This window comes from Pseudoduganella aquatica, from assembly GCF_020865585.1.
GTDB classification, from domain to species: Bacteria; Pseudomonadota; Gammaproteobacteria; order Burkholderiales; family Burkholderiaceae_D; genus Rugamonas; species Rugamonas aquatica_A.
In genome coordinates this window covers 4,375,046-4,395,026 of record NZ_CP086370.1, presented here as the reverse complement: position 1 = coordinate 4,395,026, position 19,981 = coordinate 4,375,046, and the positions used below count along the sequence as shown (strand labels likewise).

Below are 19,981 nucleotides of genomic sequence, written 5' to 3'. Positions count from 1 at the left end.
CATGTGGATAGACACGCACTGTCATCTGGACGCGCACGAATTCGGTGATACCTCGCTGGACGTGGCGCGCCGCGCGCAGGAGCAGGGCGTGGGCATGATCGTGGTTCCCGCCGTCGAGCGGGCCAATCTTGATATCGTCGCCGGCCTCGCTGCCAGGGCGGACAACGCCTGCTATGCGCTGGGCATCCATCCCATCTACGTGCCCAATGCCACCGAGGACGACCTGCTGGCCCTGCGCGCCAGCGTGGAAGCGGCCATGGACGATGCGCGTATGGTGGCGATAGGCGAGATCGGGCTGGACTTCTTCATCCCCATGCTGGCCGAACCGGCCATGCGCGAGAAGCAGGTGCATTTCCTGCGCGAGCAGCTGCGCATTGCGCGCGACTTCAACCTGCCGGTGCTTACGCATGTGCGCAAGTCGCAGGACCAGGTGCTCAAGCACGTGCGCCAGATCACGCCCAACGGCGGCATCGCGCACGCCTTCAACGGCAGCTTCCAGCAGGCGCAGGGCTATATCGACGTGGGCTTCAAGCTGGGCTTCGGCGGCAGCATGACGTTCACGCGCGCGCTGCAGATACGCCGCCTGGCGGCCGAGCTGCCGCTGTCTTCCATCGTCCTGGAGACGGACGCGCCGGACATTTCTCCGTCCTGGGTCCACCCCGGCGTGAACACCCCGCAGCAGATTCCGCGCATAGGCGAGGTGCTGGCCGAGCTGCGCGGCATCAGCGTGGACGAGGTCCGCACCGCCACCGGCGCCAACGCGCGCGCCATCCTGCCGCGCATGGCCAGCCTGCTGCCGGCTTGAACGCCCCTACTTTGTACAGCGCGCTGCAGCATGCAATGCGCCGCAGCCCATTGAAATCGGAGCGGCTTAGCTACCCGTCAGCGCTTCGCTAATTTGTGTTGTTGCAATCGTAGCGGCTTCCTGCTGGGCGCCAACCAGTTCCGTAAATGCGCGTTGCTGAATTGCGGCTGCGTTCTCCGCGAGCGCCGCCATACACGACTGCGAGGCTTCCACCCAGGCCCGGGCAGCGTGTTCCTGGACAATGCGGATTGAGCTTGTCCACAATTCCTGGTTGCTGTGCTCGAAGGCGCGCTGGTAGACCGAAATTACTTGATCCCACATGCTGCTGCCTGCGGTTGATGTTGCCGGGAACGCAAAAGCGGCGAGATTTGGGAAATAGGGGATCATGGTGCTTCTTTCACTTGTGGAGGGAACGACGGATGTTTGTTGGGTTGTGCAGCGCACAAGAGCAGTATAGATCGCTGGATATTTGTGCGCCGTTCTGCACAAATGCCTGTGCCAAGAATCCAGCCGGCTTGATTTTGATTAGCACGCAGAATTCCTCCTCCGGCAATAATCAGTTCTTTCCCCATGGAACTGATGATGAGATGCGCGATACTCGGCTTTGTTGGCGGCGCGGCGTGGCTGCAAATGCTGGCCGCGTTGCCTACATACCCATCAGCCGGGCTGGCAGCGGCGGTTGCTGCGGCTCTGGCCTTGCCTGCGGCGCGGCGCTGGCTTCCTGCCCGGGTAAGCTGGCTGCGCCATTTTCTTGCCGTACTGGCCGGCGCAGCTGCCGGCTTCTTCTGGGCCGTATTATTGGCGGAAGCGGCACTGGCGCCCGAGCTGTCGAAGGCTGATGAGGGCCGCGACATTACGCTGATCGGCACCATCGCCAACCTGCCCAACCGTTTCGAAGGCGGCGTCCGTTTCAATTTCGCGGTGGAGCAAGTCGAACGCGGCGCGGCGCGCGTGCCGCCGCTGGTCGCGTTGTCCTGGTACGAGGGCTATCGCGGCGAGGCCGTGCCGATAGGCGAAGTGCAGCCGGGCGAACGCTGGCGGCTCACGGTCCGCTTGCAGCGGCCGCACGGCAACGCCAATCCCTATGGCTTCGATTATGAACTTTGGCTGTTGGAGCAGGGCGTGCGCGCCACCGGATATGTGCGCCAGGATGGCCGCAACCAGCGCCTGGCTACTTTTGTCGGCAGCTTTGGCAATGTGATTGAACACTGCCGCGCCGTGCTGCGGGAGCGCATTCTGCGCGCGCTCAAGGGCAAGGAATATGCGGGCGTGATCGTGGCTCTGGTGGTGGGAGACCAACGTGGCATTCCGCAATCGGACTGGCTGGTGTTCAACCGCACGGGCATCAGCCACTTAATCAGTATCTCCGGTTTACACATTACGATGATCGCCGGCCTGTTCGCGCTGGCCGCGTCGGCCTTGTGGCGGCGATCCTTCTTCACGCGCGCGCAGTTGCCGCTGCTGCTGCCTGCGCAGAAAGTGGCGGCGCTGGCTGGCATGCTGGCGGCGCTGGTGTACGTGCTGCTAGCGGGCTTCGGCGTGCCAGCTCAGCGCACGCTGTATATGCTGGCGGTGGTCGCCGTGGCGCTGTGGACGGACCGGCTGGCCAGCGTGACGCATGTGCTGTGCCTTGCTGCCGGCGTAGTGGTGCTGCTGGATCCCTGGGCGGTGATGTGGCCGGGTTTCTGGCTTTCGTTCGGCGCCGTCGCCACCATCCTCTACGCGACGGTGGGCCGCACCGAGGTGCATCACGGCAGCGGCGTGGCGGTGCTGGCGGCAGGCGCCGCCGGTAATGGCGCGCTGCCGCTGCTGCAGCCGCGCCGCGCGCCGCTGTCGAGGCGCGAACGGTGGATGGCGGACTTAAAGATGGCCGCACGCGTGCAGTACGCGGTCACCGTCGGTCTGGTGCCGCTGACCATGCTGCTGTTCGCGCAGGTGTCGGTGGCAAGTCCGGTGGCAAATGCGGTGGCCATTCCGGTAGTCAGCCTGCTGGTCACGCCGCTGGCGTTGGCGGGGGCGGTGCTGCCGGATTTGCTGGCCGCGCCATTGCTGAACCTTGCGCACGGAACCGTATGGCTGCTGGCGCAAGCGCTGCAATGGATGAGCGCGAGCCGCTTCGCCGTATGGGCCGCGCCCACGCCGCCGCCCTGGCTGTTCTGCTGGGCGCTGTTCGGCACGGCGTGGATGCTGGCGCCGCGCGGCTGGCCCTTGCGCTGGCTGGGTATCGTGACCTGGCTGCCCTTGCTGGCGGCGACGCCCAGCCATCCGGCGGACGGCGCATTCCGCGTGACCGCCTTCGACGTGGGGCAGGGCATGGCGCTGCTGGTGGAAACCAGTGGGCATCGCCTGCTGTACGACACCGGCCCCGCCTACGCGCCTGATTCCAATGGCGGCAACCGGGTGATCCTGCCTTACCTGCGGGCGCGCGGCATCGGCGCGCTGGATGCGATGGTGGTGAGCCACGCGGACGCCGACCACTCCGGCGGCGCCCTGGCGATGCTGGAAAATATGCGCATCTCCTGGACCAGCACCTCGCTGCCGGCGGGGCATCCCATCGTGCGCGCCTCGCCCAGGCATGTGCGCTGCGAAGCCGGGCAGGGCTGGAACTGGGACGGGGTGCTCTTTGAGATGCTGCATCCCTCCGCCGAAAGCTACGGCCATGCGGGACTGAAACCGAACGCCCGCAGCTGCGTGCTGAGGGTGAGCGCGGGCGGCAAGGCCATGCTGCTGGCAGGCGACATCGAAGCGGCACAGGAGGCCGAGCTGCTGCTACGCGCCCCGGCGAGCCTGCCGGCCGATGTGCTGCTCGCTCCACACCACGGCAGCGGCACGTCGTCCACGCCGCCATTCCTGGCTGCCGTGCGGCCTGGCGCTGCCATATTCCAGGTCGGCTACCGCAACCGCTATCACCATCCCCAGCCGCAGGTCTTTGAGCGCTACCGCAGCCTTGGTATCGATCGCCTGCGCACCGACGAAAGCGGAGCACTGACGCTGGAGTTCAATGGCCAGCTCAGCGTGGAGCGCTACCGCGAAGCCAACCCGCGCTATTGGCGCCATCCGTAAGATTATTTCGCAATGCTCAATAGTGTATTACGACCGGCGGTCTTTACGGCATTCCGCCTGCCCCGGATACTTGCGCGCCCGAGAATAACGAGAAGCCAATATGAAGCGTCGAAATTTTGTTACAGGCAGTATGGCGGCGATCGCCGCAGCCAGCACCGCCACGGCGTCCGCAGCAGGGACCGCTTCCGCAGGCGGCGCGACGATTACCCGCCCTGACGGCTTGAACCCGGTCGGCATCCGCACGGCAGGCGTGCGCATGATTCCTGTCGCCGGCGGCAAGTACAAGGTGTGGACCAAGAAAGTCGGGCAGGGCCCCATCAAGGTGCTGCTGCTGCACGGCGGTCCCGGCTTTACGCACGAATACCTGGAGGCGATGGAGTCCTTCCTGCCGCAGGCCGGCATCGAGATGTACTACTACGACCAGCTCGGCTGCGGCAACTCCGACCAGCCGGACGATCCCTCGCTGTGGACCTTGCCGCGCTACCTTGAGGAACTGGAAGAAGTGCGCACAGGCCTGGGCCTGGACCAGTTCGTGCTGTACGGCCATTCCTGGGGCGGTTTGCTGGCCATCGAGTATGCGCTGCACCACCAGCGCCGTTTGCGCGGCCTGGTCATTTCCAATATGACGGCGGGCATACAGGCGCTGCTGCGCCACACCGCGTCGATCAAGATGAAGCTGCCGCCGGACACGCTGGCGGAGCTGCAGGCGCTGGAAGCCAGGGAGGCCTACGATACGCCGGAGTACGAGCGCATCATGAACGAGGTGCTGTATCCGCAGGTGCTGTGCCGCATCAGTCCGTGGCCGGATGCGGTGAACCGCGCGTTCCGCCACCTGAATGCGAAGATCTACAACCAGATGCAGGGCAAGAGCGAATTCCTGGTGACCGGCAACCTGAAGGACTGGGAACGCTGGGACAGCCTGCATGAAATCAAGGTGCGCGCGCTGACCATAGGCGCCACCTACGACGAAATGGACCCGGAGGATATCCGCAAAATGGCGCGCATGATGCCGAATGCGAAGTCCATGATCTGCGAAAACGGCAGCCATCTATGCATGTGGGATGCGCAGGAGCAGTACTTCCGGGGCTTGCTGGCCTTCCTGAAGACCGTTTAAGGCGGAACTGACGGATGGCGTGTTGAAAGTCCGGCAACTGTCCTCATCTGGGTGGTCCATCCATCAAGCGAGCGCAGCAATGATTTTTCCCCGCCATCCCAAGCCGGTTGTTCCAGCCAAGGCTGTCGCCACGCAAGTTGTGCAGCAGAAGCAGGACGGCAAGGTAATGGACAAGCACGTCCTTATTATTCCGGCTCCCAAACCGCCCGCGCCGCCCTTGCCGCCGGCCAAGGAGTGAAATTAGAGCAACCGTTCTATTTCTTTTGCCGCCGCTCTCCTTACAATGGCCCCAAGGAGACACTACAAAAATGAACAAACCCAAGCTGCACTTTTCGCACGCCAACAGCTATCCGGCCGGCACCTACCGCCGCCTGTTCGAGCTGCTGGGCCAGCATTACGACATTTCCGCGCTGGACATGCATGCCCACAACCCGGCCTATCCGGTCGGCACCGGCTGGCCGCAGCTGGTGCAGGAGCTGGTGGACGAGCTGGAAAGCCGCTACACCGAGCCGGTGATACTGCTGGGCCACTCGCTGGGCGGCATGCTGAGCGTGATGGTGTCCGCCATGCGGCCGGACCTGGTGCGCTGCGTGGTGATGCTCGATTCACCCGTGGTGGCGGGTTGGCGCGCCATGCTGCTGCGCGTGACGCGCAACTGGTCGGTGGCCAACAAGTTCTCGCCGGCGCGCTTTTCGGAAAAGCGCCGCAATGTCTGGCCGGACGCGGCAGCGGCGCACCAGCACTTCGCCTTGAAAGATCTTTTCGCGGCTTGGGCGCCCGGTGTGCTGGACGATTACATCGCCGCCGGCCTGAAGCCGCATCCGGACGGCGTACAGCTGCGCTTCACGCGGGAGAATGAAACGGCGGTCTACCGCAGCCTGCCGCACCATATCGGCGGCCTGGTCCGGCGCGGCGTGCAGGTGCCGGCCGGCTTTATCGGCGGCAGCGAGTCGGTGGAAAATCGCCAGGCCGGGCTGGACGCCACCCGCCGTCTGGTCGGCAGCAATTTCCGCATCATTCCCGGCGGCCACCTGTTCCCCATGGAGTCCCCCGAACTGACGGCCCAGGTAACCCACGAGATGATCACGCAGCTGCTGGGGATACTGGCAAGCGCTGGTTCTGGCGAGACTGTCGTTTGAGGGTAGTCAAAGCCTTTGCCTGGGAGCGGCTTATAATAGTTGGATGAGCGTGCAAATAACATCTGATGAGTCTGGAGAGACGTTGCCAGACGGAAGCAATCAAATCGGTCCGCAGAGCGAGGCCGAGCGTCACCTGTATGAATTGGTGATGGCGGGACTTAAAAGCGGCGCGCCCAGGGAGTTAAGCGTCGCGGACTTGATCACGCAACTGCGCGCGCGCGTCCCAGCTACCCGCGTAGAGAATGCAGATTAGGCTATTCCCCGCCGCCGAGAGCGATCTTGCGGATATTGTTGACTACTAATCAACAATTTCTACTGCCCTGGCTGAGCGTTTTATTTCTGAACTCCACTCATCGTTAGCCAAACTTTGTGGCAATCCAGGGATCGGATCGCCGCGCTATGCGCACTTTCTACCTGATCGCTCCTTGCGTGTCTGGCAACTGCGCCAGTTTCCCTTTCTGATCTTTTACCGCGTCGATCAGAGTACGCTCGCGGTCTTGCGAGTCTTGCATGAGCGCAGGGCGTTGACTGCCGAAATCATTTCTAGCTGATGTGCCCAAAAGCTTGCAGAATTGTTCTTGAAAGCAGTCCTTTCGCGTAAAATCCCGGGTGAAATGGCGTTGGTGCAAGCTGGCGCCTCCCTGCAATCTTGAGAAATGGTTTTTGCGATGGCAATTAAGAGCGACAAATGGATACGCCGCATGGCGGAACAGCACGGCATGATCGAGCCTTTCGAGCCGGGCCAGGTGCGGGCTGAAAACGGCCGCAAAGTGATCTCTTACGGCACTTCGTCTTATGGCTACGACATCCGCTGCGCGGACGAATTCAAGGTCTTCACCAACATCAACAGCACCATCGTCGATCCGAAGAACTTCGATTCCAACTCCTTTGTCGATATCAAGAGCGACGTCTGCATCATTCCGCCGAATTCCTTCGCGCTGGCCCGCACCATCGAGTATTTCCGCATTCCGCGCAATGTGCTGACGGTCTGCCTGGGCAAGTCGACCTATGCCCGCTGCGGCATCATCGTCAACGTCACCCCGTTCGAGCCGGAATGGGAAGGCTATGTGACGCTGGAGTTTTCCAACACCACGCCGCTGCCGGCCAAGATCTACGCCGGCGAAGGCTGCGCGCAGGTGCTGTTCTTCGAAAGCGACGAAGTGTGCGAAACCTCGTACAAAGACCGCAACGGCAAATACCAGGGCCAGTCCGGCGTTACGCTGCCGAAGGCTTGATTTTCCTCTGGCCTGCTTCGGAAGGGAGAGGCTCTGCTGCGCGCAAGGTGTCAGAATTGCAAAGATTCGCTGACCCTGACGACTGGAGAGCTCCATGCATAAGCGTACATTCCTCATCACATCCGCTGCGGCGCTGGCCTTTGCCGGCGCCGCGCTGACGGGCTGCACTACCACCACCACCTCCGGCAAGGCCGATGCCGGCGCCGTGCGCACCGAGATCGACAACGGCGTCGACAGCACCCTGAACCGCCTCTACGCGGAAGTGAAGGGCTCGCGCGAGCTGGTGGCCAAATCCAACGCTGTCCTGGTATTCCCTCGCGTGCTGGCGGCCGGCCTGGTGGTGGGCGGCGAGTACGGCAAGGGCGCTTTGCGCGTGAAGAGCGAGCATGGCGGCTACTACAGCATGGCCTCGGCCTCCGTGGGCTTGCAGGCGGGCGCACAGTCCAAGGCGGTGGTGCTGCTGTTCATGACGCAGGAAGCGTTCAGCAAGTTCGGCCAGAGCAAAGGCTGGACGGCGGGCGTGGATGCATCGGTGGCTGTCATCAAGGTGGGCGTGAACGGCGAGGTCGACACGGCTACCGCCAACAGCCCGGTGCAGGCGCTGGTGCTCACCAACGCGGGCCTGATGGCCAACCTCACGCTGGAGGGCACCAAGGTGTCGCGCCTGGACCTGTGAGCGCCGTCTTTACCTGGCTTTACACTTCGCAGGGTTGAGCCGCCGAAATTGGCACCGTTACCATCTTTATGAATGATAAAGATGGAGGTGTAGCATGGTGACGGCGATCAGCAGCGGTAGCGCAAGCTCGGCCAGCGTGTCCGGCAGCGGCAGTTCGAGTACGGTGGCGGCGCTGCAAAAGCAGCTGGTGTCGCTGCAGAAGCAGCTGAGCGAAGCGCAGAAGGATACCAGCGAGGCTGGCCAGAAACAGGCGGAGCAGATTTCGCAGCAGGTTCAGGCCGTGCAGGCGCAGATCGCCCAGCTGCAGGTGCAGGAAGCGCAGAAGGCGGCGCAGGCCAGCCAGGCGGCGCAATCGACGGCGCAGCCTGCCCAGCAGGCGAGCGCGCCGCGCTCGTCCAGTTCCACCGTCGGCAGTATTATCGATACGACTGCCTAGACCTTGCTCCGTTCCCCATTGTCGTGCTGCGCAATCGGCAGCGCGACTTCCACGCACAAGCCGCCTTCTTCGCGGTTGCGGGCGGCAATGCTGCCGCCGTGCCCTTGCACCACCTGCTGCGCAATCGCCAGCCCCAGGCCGTGGCCTTCCACGTCCTTGAGCGTGCCGCTGCTGCGGAAGAATGGCTCGAAGATGGCTTGCAGGTCGGCCTGGGCCACGCCGGGGCCGTGATCGAGCACGCGTATCAGCAGGCGGTCCGTCGCTTCGTCCGTGTGCAGCTCCACGCGCACCGTGCCGCCGGCGGGACTGTGCTTGATGGCGTTGCGCACAATGTTTTCAATCGCGCGCGCAAGCAGGTCCGCCTGGCCGTTCACGGCCACGTCGGCGCTGCCGCGCAGTTCGATGGCCCTGTCGTGCGAGGCGGCCTCGAATTCGGCGTCCGCCACGATTTCGTCCAGCAGCTCGGCCATGCTGATGGCTTCCCCGGCCGAGGTGATGGGGCCTGTTTCCAGGCGGGCCAGGGTGAGCAGCTCGCCCACCAGTTTGTCCATGCGCACGCTCTCGCGCTCGATGCGCTCCATGGTGGCGTGGGCCTTGTCCGGCTGCTGGTGCGCCAGGCCGATGGCGGCTTGCAGGCGTGCCAGCGGCGAGCGCAGTTCGTGGGAGACGTCGTGCAGCAAGCGGGTCTGGGCATCCATCAGGCTGCGCAGGCGGGCTGTCATGCGGTCGAAGTCGCGTCCCAGGTCGCTCAGTTCATCGCCGCGCTTGCCGGAGACCTGGGCGAAGCGGGGCGCAAGGTCGCCTTGCGAGGCGGCTTCGAATGCCTGCCGCAGCGAGCGGATGGGGCGCGCGAAGTACCAGGCCAGCAGGGCGGCGAACAGCAGGCTGGCCAGCACGGCGGCGGCGATGGGAATGAAAGGCGTCATGGGCTGGAAGCGCTGCGGCGGACCTTGCGGGCCGGCGTTGGGGCCGGCGCCGGGACCGAAGCCGGGGCCGGACCCTGGGCCAAAGCCGGGACCAGCCCCGGAACCGGACCTCGGGCCGCCGGGGCCGGCCGCCTGCGCGCCGCCGGGTGGGTCGCCGCGGCCGTTCGGGCCTGGGACCATGCCGGGCAGGGGGGCGCCGCCGTTTGATGGACCGAATGCCGGGTTGGGGCCGCGCCAGTCGTTCGGGCCTCGCCAGTCGTTTTGATTGCGCCAGTAGCCGGGGTTGCGGCCTTCGAAAGGCACGCTGGCTATGCCGGCCAGGCTGCCGAGCAGCGGCGCGCCGCCCAGGCGTTCGCCCAGATGCTCGCGGGACGGCAGGAACAGCGTGTAGCGGTGGCCGTCCGCCGCCCGCACTTCGCGCACCACGCGCTGCGCGCCGTCCTGTTTCAGCAGGCGCCGCGCCTCCAGTATCATGCCCGGCTTGACGATGCGTCCCAGCAGCTCGCGCCCTTGCTCGCTGACCGCATAGACGCGGTGCCGGTTCATATTCTCCAGCAGGCTTTGCAGCGCGCTCACGCCGCCGAATTCCAGCGTGGCGGCGGCCGATTCAATCGCGTCCTCGGCGCGCGGGCCGGTGTCGATATCCTGCTGGCGGGGCGGCGCGTTGTCGCGGTTCTTGAGCCAGATGGCGCCGCCTATGCCTACCGCCGCCACCAACTGCGCCAGCAGTATGGAGAAGAAGAACTTCCAGAACAAACGGCCCACGGCTACTCCTTGATCAGCTGGTAGCCCAGGCGGTAGACGGTCTGCAGGCAGGAGCGGCCGTCGGCGATGGTGCCGAGCTTGTGGCGCAAGCTGCTCAGGTGCACATCGATATTGCGGTCAAAGCGCGCCATGGGCCGGCCCAGGCCCTGCTCGGACAGCACGTTCTTGCTGACCGGCTTGCCCGCGTGGCGCGCCAGTACTTCCAGCAGATTGAATTCGGTGCTGGTCAGCTCCAGTGGGGCGCCGGCCCAACTGGCGCGGCGCTGCTCGGGCCACATGGTGAGCTGGCCCACGGCCAGCGGCTGGGTGCCGCCGGCGTCCATCGGTGTGCCCAGCGTGCGGCGCAGGATGGCGCGGATGCGGGCGGTCAGCTCGCGCGGCGTGCAGGGCTTGGCCACGTAGTCGTCCGCGCCCAGTTCCAGGCCCACGATGCGGTCGGTGTCGTCGCCGCGCGCGGTGAGCATCAGGATGGGCATGCGGCTGTGGCTGCGGATGCGGCGCAGCGTCTCCAGGCCGTTCATGCGCGGCATCATCACATCCAGCACGGCGATGGCGTACAAGCCGGACAGGGCGGCGGCCGCGCCGGACTCGCCGTCGTGCGCGGTGCTGACCTCGAAGCCTTCCTGCTCAAGGTATTCGCGGAACATGCCCACCAGTTCGATGTCGTCGTCTATTAACAGTACCTTGCTCATTGCCGCGTGTTTCGTGGTTGTCGATTTGCCCATCATAACAAACTCGATGCCGGCCGAAGCGTGCTTTTACCCCGATTTACACCCGCCGTCTTTACACCGATTTACGTTGTCCTAACTGCACTTTACATGGCCCGGCCGGACAATGGCTGCTCCTTACGAATCATCTGGAGCAGACATGAAAACCAAGAAAATCCACCTGCAACACCTCCTGCTGGCCGCCGCGCTGGCATTGCCGCTGGCGTCGCATGCGGCCAACGGCCTGTCCAGCGGCGACGAAGGCTTCGACGCGCCGCCGCCCGGCCCGCGCGCCGAAGGCGGCCCAGGCATGCCGCCCGGCGGCCCTGGTCCCGGCCCCCGCATGGGCGGGCGTGGCGGCCCGGATGGCGAGCGTGGCCCCCATGGCGGCCCGCATTTCATGCACGGCCTGGACCTGAGCGAAGCGCAGCAGGACAAGGTGTTCACCATTCTGCACACGCAGGAACCGTATATCCGCGAGCAGTCCAGGGCGCTGCGCAAGGCGCAGGAGGCGCTGGACGCGATGGGCAAGGCGGAGAAATTCGACGACGCCAAGGCGGTGTCGCTGGCGCAGGCCGCCGCGCAGGCCATCTCCAACATGGAATTGCAGCGCGTGCGCACCGAACAGAAGCTGCTGGGCGTGTTGACGCCCGAGCAGCGCAAACAGCTGGACCAGCGCAAGCCGCCGCGCCAAGGCTTCCCGGCACGCGAAAAACCATAAATCGAGCAAGGAGAAAAAGCATGACCATCAGTTCCCTGACTTCCAGCAGCGCAACCAGCCAGTTGAGCTATGTGAGCAAACTCGGTTCCGCCAATGCCAGCGGTGAAAGTGGCCAGGTGGGCAATGGCCCGCCGCCGCCACCGTCCGGCGGAGGCCTTATCGACGCCATTGCCAGCGTGCTGGAGTCGCTCGGCATGTCGGCAGGCGACAGCGCCACCGCCGATGGCGCCAGCTCCGACGCCAGCAGCAGCGGCAATGCCGCGCAGGCGCTGGGCAGCTTCCTGCATGAGCTGATGGGCGCCTTGCACGAGCAGGGCGCGTCGGCCTCGGAATCGTCTTCCTCGTCCAGCGACGGGCAGGCGTATGGCCCGCCGGGCGGCGCGGGCGGCCCACGCGGCCCGGGTGGCCCAGGCAAGCTGGAGGCGGATCTGCAAAGCCTTATCTCGAAGCTGGGCTCGTCCGGCGAGACCGCCGGCAGCGACGGCACGGAGGACAGCGGCAGCGCGCTGCAGTCCTCGTTCCAAAGCCTGCTCGAAGCGCTCGGCAGCGACGCCTCCAACAGCGGCAGCAAGCTGGCCAGTTTCCTGCAGGCGCTGTCGGACAAGCTGCCCAATGCCGGCACCAGCGGCAATTTGATCAACACTTCGGTATAAAGGACAGTCTATGCACACGCACGATCACAACCACGGCCTTGCGGCGGATCTGGACAAGATGATGCAAATGGCGGCCGGCCGCCGCCAATCCTTGCGCTGGCTGATGGCCAGTGCGGCGGCCTTGCCCATCCTCGGCTGCGGCGGCTCCAGCGGCACGGATTCCACGGCCAGCAGCAGCACCAGCTCCGGCAGCACCGGCACCGGCACCGGCACGGGCAGCACCGGCAGTACGGGTAGCACGGGTAGCACCGGCACCAGCGGCGCCTGCAGTGTCATTCCGGAGGAAACCGGCGGTCCGTATCCAGCGGACGGCACCAACAGCACCAGCGCCGGCATAGCCAATGTGCTGAACCAGAGCGGCGTGGTGCGCACGGACATCCGCAGCAGCTTCGCCGGCATGAGCGGCACGGCGGCCGGTGTGCCGCTCACCATCAAGCTGAAGATCATCAACGCCAACGCCAGTTGCGGCACGGCGGGCGGCATGGCGGTGTACTTGTGGCACTGCGACCGTTCGGGCAATTACTCGCTGTATTCCAGCGGCGTGACCAACCAGAACTACCTGCGCGGCGTGCAGGAGGCCAACAGCAGCGGCGAGGTGACGTTCACCACCATCTTCCCCGGCTGCTACGACGGCCGCATGCCGCACGTGCACTTCGAGGTCTATCCCACGCTGGCCAAAAGCACGAGCGCGTCCAACCGCATCAAGACTTCGCAGTTCACCTTCCCCATGGCCACGCTCACCGAGGTTTATGCGAACAGCGGCTACAGCGCCAGCGTGAGCAACCTGGCGCGCATCAGCTACGCCACCGACAATGTGTTCAGCGACGGCTATTCCCTGCAACTGGCCGCCATGACCGGCAACGCCACCGACGGCTACGTCGCCACGCTGACGCTGGCCGTGCTCGGCTAATCAAGCAAGCCGGCCCCCTCCGCGCGAAGTCCGCTTCGCGCAATTCCCCATCACGGCGGCCGCCGCGAAGCCAACTTCGGCAACGCGGCGGCCGTTCCGCCTCAAGCGCGCAGGCACGCGGCTTGCAATGGCAGGTGTACACACGCCTGACCGGAGCTTCGCATGAACCGCCTGCTCGACTATCTGCCAGAACTGGACATTGCCTTCCCATCCGCAGCGGCTGCCCCTGCGGCCCCGCCGCCGACGCAGGAAACCGACGCCGAAATGACCTATGGCGCCGAATTGCTGGAAGCCGGCGCGGGCAATGGGGCCGGGCTGGCGCCCTTCCTGGCCGGCCTGGTGGCGCGCTCCGGTGCGGCCGGGCGGGCCGCGCTGCGCGTGCCGCTGGGCCGCGCGCTGATGTCGGCGCTGCTGCAGGCGGCGACGGCGGCCATGCCTTTCGGCAGCAAGGCGGCGCAGCAGCGGGGCGCGGCCATCTTCGGCCTGGAGCTGGAGGGCCTCAGCCCGGAGGACAAGGAATTCGCGCTGGCGCGCCACTTCATCCGCCTGGCGCGCGAACTGATCAACAGCACGCTGGCGTCCGGCCCGGTCGGACCGGACGGGAACATGGCGGACGCCGAAAGCAGGGTGCAGGCGGCGCTGGCGCAGGCGGCGCGCAAGCACGCGCCGGGTCTGCTGCACAGCGCGGCACAGCAGGAGCCGGCAAGGGGACGCTGGCAGCGCAGCGGCAAGCGCATCGTGGTCCTCAACTGTTAACCACCATCGGGAGCTAATCATGCATGACATCGATCGTACCACCCTGGAATTCGGCCAGGAGATGGGCTATGAAGGCGAGCAATACGAGTTCGGCCAGGGCGAGTGGAGCGGCGAGGGCGGCCTGCTGTCCGAAGCGGACGAGATGGAATTGGCCAACGAACTGCTGTCCGTCACCAACGAGGCCGAGCTGGAACAATTCCTCGGCAACTTCCTGAAGAAGGCCGCCTCGGTGGCTGGCTCCGTGATCAAGTCGCCCATAGGCCAGGCCGTGGGCGGCGTGCTCAAAGGCGTGGCCAAGAAAGCGCTGCCGCTGGCCGGCGGCGCCATCGGCGGCTACTTCGGCGGCCCGCTGGGCGCCAAGATCGGCAGTGGCCTGGCCTCGGCGGCGGGCGGTGCGCTGGGACTGGAGGCCGAGGGCGAAATGATGGGCGAGGACCGCGAATTCGAAGGCGCCAAGACCTTTGTGCGGCTGGCGGCGGACACGGTGAACCGCGCCGCCCAGGCGCGCGGCGGCGATCCGCGCGCCGTGGCGCAGGCCGCCGCCACGGCGGCGGCACGCCAGCACGCGCCCGGCCTGCTGGCCAAGCCCGGCGCGCAGCAAGGCTGTGGCCCGCAGGGCGGCTTTGGCGGCGCGCAGCGCATGGCCGGCAACCGTGGCGGCGGCCTGGGGAACGGCGGCGGCGGGGCTGGCCTTGGCGGCGGTATGGCTGGCGGCGGCGCCGGCTCGTCAGGCCGCTGGGCGCGCCAGGGCCGCAAGATCATCCTTTACGGCGCCTGAGTGCCATGGCCATCAGCTCCTACGCCCGGTGGATGCTGGCGCAAGAGGCGCGCTCGCTGCTTACGCGCCTGCGGCGCGTGCGCCCCTTCGTGCTGATCGAACCCATGGTGCCGGCGGCGGCCCTGCTGCCGGCGGCGCAGACGGCGATCGAGACGCACCTGGCGCAGGGGCGGCGCGGGCTGCATGGCCTGGTGATGGCTTTCCTGGCATGGCTGCAAGGTCCGGGCTCGCGCCACGCGACGGCGGAAGAAGCGCAGCGCCGTTTCACCTTTTTGCGCCTGAAGTTCAACGCCGCGCTGACCCAGTTCGATCTGTTCAACGACGTCATCACGCAGCGCAGCGAAAACAAGAACGGCGTGTGGCTGTCCGGGCTGGACGTGGTGTCGGCCGACGCGCTGGCGCTGCCGGGCCGCTACTACCGCGCGCCGCCGGTGATCTGCTACCTGGACCGGGGGCCGGGCGCGGCCATCCGCCGCGCGCGCACCCGGCTGCCCGGCGGCGGCGACAACCCGGTGGCCATCGTGCGAGTGCCGCGCGAGCGCATGGTGGGCAGCAGCATCGCTTCCTCGCTGATCCACGAGGTCGGCCATCAGGGCGCTGCGCTGCTCGACCTGGTGAATTCGCTGCGCCCGGTGCTGCAGTCCATGCAGGGCGGCGGCAGCCAGGGTACGCCGGCCCACGTGTGGCGGCTGTGGGAGCGCTGGATCTCCGAAGTGGTGGCCGACCTGTGGTCGCTGGCGCGGGTCGGCGTGGTGGCCACCATGGGGCTGATAGGCGTGGTCAGCCTGCCGCGCGTATTCGTGTTCCGGGTAAACCCGGAGGACCCGCACCCGGCGCCATGGATACGGGTCAAGCTCAGCTGCGCGCTCGGCGAGCAGCTGTTCCCGCATCCGCAGTGGCGGCGGGTGGCGGCGCTGTGGGAATCGTTTTACCCGCTCACCGGCCTGCCGCCGGAGCAGCGCCGCCTGCTGCTGCAGCTCGAGGACAGCCTGCCGGCCTTCGCGGCGCTGCTGGCGCGGCACCGGCCGGCGCTGCTGCGCGGGCGCACCCTGCCGGACGTGATGGCGGTGCGCGCGCGCCAGCCGCGCCGCCTGGCCAGCCTGTACCGGCAGTGGAGCAGGGCGCCGCAGCAGATGTACGACGCCGCCCCCTCGCTGGCCTTCGCCGTGCTGGGCCAGGCCCGTGCCGACGGCCGCCTCAGTCCCGAGGACGAGAGCGTGCTGCTGGGCAGGCTGCTGACCCACTGGGCCTTGCGCAGCACGCTGGACCTGAACGCGCTGTGCGGCGACGCGGTGCAGCTGCCGCGCCCCGAATACCGTAGCACCATCCTTTAAGGAGATAGACATGGCAAACATCAAGAACGCGGCGGCCAAGGCGGATCTGCGCGGGGCGGTCCAGGTGACGGTGCGCGACAGCGTCACCGGCGCGCCGCTGGTCAACGCCGCCATCAAGCTGTACAAGGCGCACACCCTGCAGGGCGTGCCCATGGCGGACTGCGACGTGGACGAAGTGAAGAAGTGGCTGCCCGACGAGGCGCTGCTGGCGGCCACCGGCTTCACCGGGGCCGACGGCGCGGTGCTGTTCCCCGCGCTGGACGCCGGCGCCTATATCGCCGCCTATGACAACATCGTGCCGATGCGCATGGACGCGCTGTTCTACCAGTGCGCGGTGGTGCATAACAACTGCACCGAAAACGTGTGCTTCGATTTCGCCTTCAATCCCCAGGTCGACATCCAGTTCGAATCGAATTGCCGCGAAGTGGAGAACAACTGCGCCTTCGTCGGCGACAAGGCCAACGCCGAAGTGCACGTGGACGGCGACGGCCCGCTGGGCGAGGACGCGCTGCGCATCGTGGCGCGTTCGCCCTGGCAGCCGCGCGGCAACGACGGCCACCATTTCAGCACCACCATGCGCCGCGCCGGGCCGCAGCGCTTCGAGGCGCAGGTGCTGTTCGCGCGGCGCGGGCGTCCGGCCGGCGCGGCCGGCGGCGCCGGCATGCCGATGGCGCGCAGCGGCGGCCCCGGCGCCTCGCTGACGGCGGACCAGCTGGCGGGCGTGGTGGCACCGGGCTCCATGGCGTCGCTCGGCGTGAACTCGGACTTCGAGGCGGACCAGCGCGTGCCCCAGCCCATCAGCGGCAAGCTGGGCGTGTCGCTCACGCGCACCGAGACCGAGCCGACCGAGGATCTGCCGCTGTGGACCCTGATCCGCAACAGCACCGAGGCGCTGTCCTTCACCAACTACCTGGCCTTCCTGGACCAGCTGTTCTGCGACGCCAATGTGGCCGTGTCGGACTTCGAGCGGCTGCGCTTCGTGGGCAAGAACGCGGCCTTCAACGCCATCAAGTCGCGCCGCGCGCTGCCGTTCAACGATTCCGATTCCTACCGCGTGCTGAAGGCGGCCACGGAAGCCTTCGTGATGGTCAACTGCGGCGTATTGAGCCTGCCGCTGGCCTTCAACCCGGCCGAGGACGCGGCCTACCTGGACCGGCGCGACATTCCCAACGGCGGCAGCCTGGCCGACGTGCTGGCCAACGAATACCTGGAGACGGTGGACGGCAGCACGCTGGCCTTGCCCTACCTGGCGGTGATACGCCGCAAGCTGCCGGATATTCCCATCACCATCCCGGGCAGCGGCAGCGAGGCGGACCTGTGTTTCGGCATTATCCAGGAGCGGCTGTCCAATCCCTGCCTGATAGAGCTGATCTGGTCGTACTGGATGGAGGAGGGCATGCTGGTGCAGACCATGAACGCCATCACGCAGCGCTTCCAGAACCTGCGCCCGGCCGGCACCGCGCTCGGCCAGGACCCGCTGGCCAACACCGAGATCGACATGCTGCGGCCGCTGAACAATCTGCTGTGGGGCTACACGCAGGACGAGCAGCACAGGCTCACCGTGGTGCGCCGCAACTACGAGTACGACCACCACTACGGCGTGCGCCTGGACGGCAAGGCGGTGCAGCGCTTCCGTCCGGCCGACAGCCGCTCGAAATTCCTGGAGGCCTTCCACCATCTGCTGCGCCTGCTCACGTCCTTTTACCGGCAGGACGACGACACCACCGTCAAGGCGGACGCCTTCCCGGTGCTGAACGCGCTCAAGGAGGTGCACTTGATTTTGTCGCAGGGCGCGCACAACCAGTTCGGCGACCTGCCATCCACCGCGCGCATCGAAATGCTGATGCAGCAGTGGCTGCTGGGGCGGCCCGAGTTCCGCGAGTTCCTGCCCACGCGGGTGATGGTGGCCTACCCCGAGCCGTGGATGGACCGGGTGGATGCGATGAAGAAGCTGCAAGGCTGGACCGACACCAGCGTGATGCATTTCCGCTCGCTGGCCATGTTCGGCGAACAGCTGCTGCTGTCCATCCGCTACGGCAACTGGAGCGACATCTACGAATCGACGCAGGCGTTCAACTGGGCGCGCTTCTGGCGGCCGCAGGCGCAAGGCTATATCCACGCCTACCGGGCGGCCACCGGTGTCGATCTGTCGGTCGATGGCGCGGACACGGCCACCGACGCCACGCTGCCGTCCGTGCTGCTGCGCCAGCGCCTGGCGGCGCAGCAGGCCCGCGCTTGAGCCGATGCGATGCTGGACTTCACCAGCGCGCTGTATCTTGACATGCGGCACCCGTCGGCAGCGATGGAGCCGTGGGCGTCGCTCACGCTGGGCAAGCCGGCGGCGCTGGAACAGCCTCCCGGCGCCGCCGGCGTGGCGCGGGAGCTGGCGGTGCTGTTGGGCTGCGAGGCGGCGCTGCTGCTGCCGTCCACGCTGCATCTGTATTGGGACTTGTTCGCCATGCTGGCCGGGGAGGCGGTTGCGCTGCTGATAGATGGCGGCGCCTATCCGATAGCGCGCTGGGGGGCGCAGCAGGCGCTTTCGCGCGGCGCCCCGGTGCAGGTGTTCCGCCATGGCGACGCGGCGGGCCTCGCGCGCCTGGTGCGGCGCTGGCGCGCGCAAGGCAGGCGGCCATTGGTGCTGGCGGACGGCTACAGTCCCGGCAGCGAACACCCGCCGCCCCTGTCCGACTACGCGGACATCGCCGCGCGGGGCGGAGGCTGGCTGGTGCTGGACGACACACAGCCGCTAGGCCTGCTGGGCCGCCAAGGCGGCGGCTCGGTTCCGCTGCACGGCCTGGCCAGGCCGCAGCAAAGCCGGTATGGCACGCCGGTTTTGGTTGGGGCCTCGCTGGCGAAGGCGTTTGGTGCGCCGCTGGCGGTGCTGGCCGGAAGCGCGGCCATGCTGGGGCGCTTCGAGGAGCGCAGCCTGGTGCGCATCCATGCCAGCCCGCCCAGTGTGGCCGCGATCGCCGCGGCGCGGCGGGCCTTGCGCATCAACGCCGCTTGCGGGGGCGCTTTGCGGCAGGCTTTAAGGCGGCGCGTGCAGCAGTTTCGTGCCGGGCTGGCCGCCGCCGGCATTGCATGCTGTGGCGGCATGTTCCCGGTGCAGGTGGTGCCGCTTGCGCCGGAAACCAACGGCCCGGCATTGCTGGCCGCTCTGCGGTCCGATGGCGTGCTGGCGCTGCTGCAAGGCCATCGCGGCACGGCGCGGCTGACATTTCTACTGCGTGCAGGCCACAGCGCGCATGACGTGGCCCGGGCCGTGGCGGCCCTGGAACATCATATGAAGGAGCTGGCATGAATCATCAATTCGAAACACTGCCTTTCGAACGCGAGGGCGAAATGGAATATGAACGCGGCATGCGTCCTATGCGTGCCATGGGGGCCATGCGTGGCGGCGTGCGCGGCGGCGGCCGTGTCATTCCGCCGCGCGGCCGGTTCCGCCGGCCCTGGCCTTCCTGGCCCTACTACGGCCCGCGCTATGGCGGCTGGTGGCCCTACACCTCCGTCACCGTGCTGCCTCCCGATGCGGACAACCGGCCCGACGACGAGCCGGGCGAGATACCGCCCACCATCGCCGCCACCATAGGCCGCCTGCCCGCCGCGCAACGGCCTGCCTACGTGGCTCTGGGGCCCATCACCGGCGCGCTGCGCGACCCCCGTGCCACCGGGGCCGGTTTCTACCTGATTGAATTTACCGTCAACGGCGTTCAGCGCGCCTACAGCGGGCAGACCGGCAACCTGCGCCGCCGCCTCCAGCAGCATGCGCTGTGCGGGCAGATGATGGGACTGCCGCTGGCCTCTCACTCGGTCTACGTGGCGCAATCCAGTCTGCCCGAAGCCCAGCGCCGCGCCGTCGAATACCGCATCCACGACGACATGTTCCGCACCAGCGCCGGCGTGCTGACCAACCAGCGCCGCGAACTGGAAGCGGAGTTGTTTGGCCACGAATGGCGATGAACA

Annotated in this window: 21 protein-coding genes; 18 read left to right on the top strand and 3 right to left on the bottom strand. The window is 66.8% G+C overall.

The features are described from left to right. Position 1 precedes the first annotated feature (1 nt). A complete protein-coding gene (locus tag KT882_RS19590) occupies positions 2-805 on the top strand; it encodes a TatD family hydrolase (RefSeq protein ID WP_228893100.1) in 804 nt (267 codons plus the stop codon). Between the two features lie 66 nt (positions 806-871). On the opposite strand, the gene KT882_RS19585 is transcribed toward KT882_RS19590, so the two are convergent. After that, entirely contained in the window at positions 872-1,192 is a 321-nt protein-coding gene (locus KT882_RS19585; protein ID WP_228893099.1) for a hypothetical protein, read from the bottom strand. A 195-nt stretch (positions 1,193-1,387) separates the two neighbouring features. Here KT882_RS19585 and KT882_RS19580 point away from each other — a divergent pair, with 195 nt between their 5' ends. From KT882_RS19580 to KT882_RS30670, 8 genes are all read left to right on the top strand, one after another. Then, a complete protein-coding gene (locus KT882_RS19580) occupies positions 1,388-3,868 on the top strand; it encodes a DNA internalization-related competence protein ComEC/Rec2 (RefSeq protein WP_228896717.1) in 2,481 nt (826 codons plus the stop codon). A 130-nt stretch (positions 3,869-3,998) separates the two neighbouring features. Continuing rightward, positions 3,999-4,982, top strand: a complete 984-nt coding sequence (locus tag KT882_RS19575) for a proline iminopeptidase-family hydrolase (RefSeq protein ID WP_228893098.1) — start codon at positions 3,999-4,001, stop codon at positions 4,980-4,982. A gap of 79 nt (positions 4,983-5,061) precedes the next feature. Further along, a complete protein-coding gene (locus tag KT882_RS19570) occupies positions 5,062-5,220 on the top strand; it encodes a hypothetical protein (RefSeq protein ID WP_228893097.1) in 159 nt (52 codons plus the stop codon). A 70-nt stretch (positions 5,221-5,290) separates the two neighbouring features. Next, positions 5,291-6,121, top strand: a complete 831-nt coding sequence (locus KT882_RS19565) for an alpha/beta fold hydrolase (protein WP_228893096.1) — start codon at positions 5,291-5,293, stop codon at positions 6,119-6,121. Between the two features lie 308 nt (positions 6,122-6,429). Beyond that, positions 6,430-6,672, top strand: coding sequence for a type II toxin-antitoxin system RelE/ParE family toxin (locus tag KT882_RS19560; protein ID WP_321170368.1), 243 nt, complete (start codon positions 6,430-6,432; stop codon positions 6,670-6,672). A 117-nt stretch (positions 6,673-6,789) separates the two neighbouring features. Further along, positions 6,790-7,356 (top strand): dCTP deaminase, encoded by a 567-nt coding sequence (dcd, locus tag KT882_RS19555; protein ID WP_161074188.1) that lies wholly within the window; start codon positions 6,790-6,792, stop codon positions 7,354-7,356. A 94-nt stretch (positions 7,357-7,450) separates the two neighbouring features. Next, a complete protein-coding gene (locus tag KT882_RS19550; protein WP_161074187.1) occupies positions 7,451-8,032 on the top strand; it encodes a BPSL1445 family SYLF domain-containing lipoprotein in 582 nt (193 codons plus the stop codon). 94 nt (positions 8,033-8,126) lie between these two features. Continuing rightward, the gene (locus KT882_RS30670; RefSeq protein ID WP_267478619.1) at positions 8,127-8,468 is read left to right on the top strand and encodes a FlxA-like family protein; all 342 of its coding nucleotides are present in this window, start codon (positions 8,127-8,129) and stop codon (positions 8,466-8,468) included. Here the strand turns inward: KT882_RS30670 and KT882_RS19540 are convergent. Then, on the bottom strand, positions 8,465-10,159 hold the full coding sequence (locus tag KT882_RS19540) for a HAMP domain-containing sensor histidine kinase (protein ID WP_161074185.1): 1,695 nt from the start codon (positions 10,157-10,159) through the stop codon (positions 8,465-8,467). The two genes, KT882_RS30670 and KT882_RS19540, sit on opposite strands and share 4 nt — an antisense overlap. Before the next feature lie 2 nt (positions 10,160-10,161). Further along, positions 10,162-10,851: a response regulator gene (locus tag KT882_RS19535; RefSeq protein ID WP_228893095.1), complete on the bottom strand. Its 690-nt coding sequence runs from the start codon at positions 10,849-10,851 to the stop codon at positions 10,162-10,164. A gap of 175 nt (positions 10,852-11,026) precedes the next feature. On the opposite strand from KT882_RS19535, the gene KT882_RS19530 reads away from it, so the two are divergent. From KT882_RS19530 to KT882_RS19490, 9 genes are all read left to right on the top strand, one after another. After that, positions 11,027-11,587 (top strand): Spy/CpxP family protein refolding chaperone, encoded by a 561-nt coding sequence (locus tag KT882_RS19530; RefSeq protein ID WP_161074183.1) that lies wholly within the window; start codon positions 11,027-11,029, stop codon positions 11,585-11,587. 20 nt (positions 11,588-11,607) lie between these two features. After that, on the top strand, positions 11,608-12,240 hold the full coding sequence (locus KT882_RS19525) for a hypothetical protein (RefSeq protein WP_228893094.1): 633 nt from the start codon (positions 11,608-11,610) through the stop codon (positions 12,238-12,240). A gap of 10 nt (positions 12,241-12,250) precedes the next feature. Next, the gene (locus KT882_RS19520; RefSeq protein WP_228893093.1) at positions 12,251-13,150 is read left to right on the top strand and encodes a peptidase associated/transthyretin-like domain-containing protein; all 900 of its coding nucleotides are present in this window, start codon (positions 12,251-12,253) and stop codon (positions 13,148-13,150) included. Positions 13,151-13,312: 162 nt separating this feature from the next. Then, positions 13,313-13,906 carry a hypothetical protein gene (locus tag KT882_RS19515; protein WP_161074180.1) on the top strand — a complete coding sequence of 198 codons (594 nt, stop codon included), beginning with the start codon at positions 13,313-13,315 and terminating at the stop codon, positions 13,904-13,906. A gap of 19 nt (positions 13,907-13,925) precedes the next feature. Further along, positions 13,926-14,684 (top strand): hypothetical protein, encoded by a 759-nt coding sequence (locus KT882_RS19510; RefSeq protein ID WP_228893092.1) that lies wholly within the window; start codon positions 13,926-13,928, stop codon positions 14,682-14,684. 5 nt (positions 14,685-14,689) lie between these two features. Next, entirely contained in the window at positions 14,690-16,018 is a 1,329-nt protein-coding gene (locus KT882_RS19505) for a hypothetical protein (protein ID WP_187358900.1), read from the top strand. Positions 16,019-16,028: 10 nt separating this feature from the next. Next, complete coding sequence (locus KT882_RS19500) at positions 16,029-18,257, top strand: 8-amino-7-oxononanoate synthase (RefSeq protein WP_228893091.1); 2,229 nt, start codon at positions 16,029-16,031, stop codon at positions 18,255-18,257. A 9-nt stretch (positions 18,258-18,266) separates the two neighbouring features. Next, entirely contained in the window at positions 18,267-19,319 is a 1,053-nt protein-coding gene (locus tag KT882_RS19495) for an aminotransferase class I/II-fold pyridoxal phosphate-dependent enzyme (protein ID WP_161075693.1), read from the top strand. Next, positions 19,316-19,978, top strand: a complete 663-nt coding sequence (locus tag KT882_RS19490; protein ID WP_161075692.1) for a GIY-YIG nuclease family protein — start codon at positions 19,316-19,318, stop codon at positions 19,976-19,978. The genes KT882_RS19495 and KT882_RS19490 overlap by 4 nt, the downstream gene beginning before the upstream one ends. Positions 19,979-19,981 lie beyond the last annotated feature (3 nt).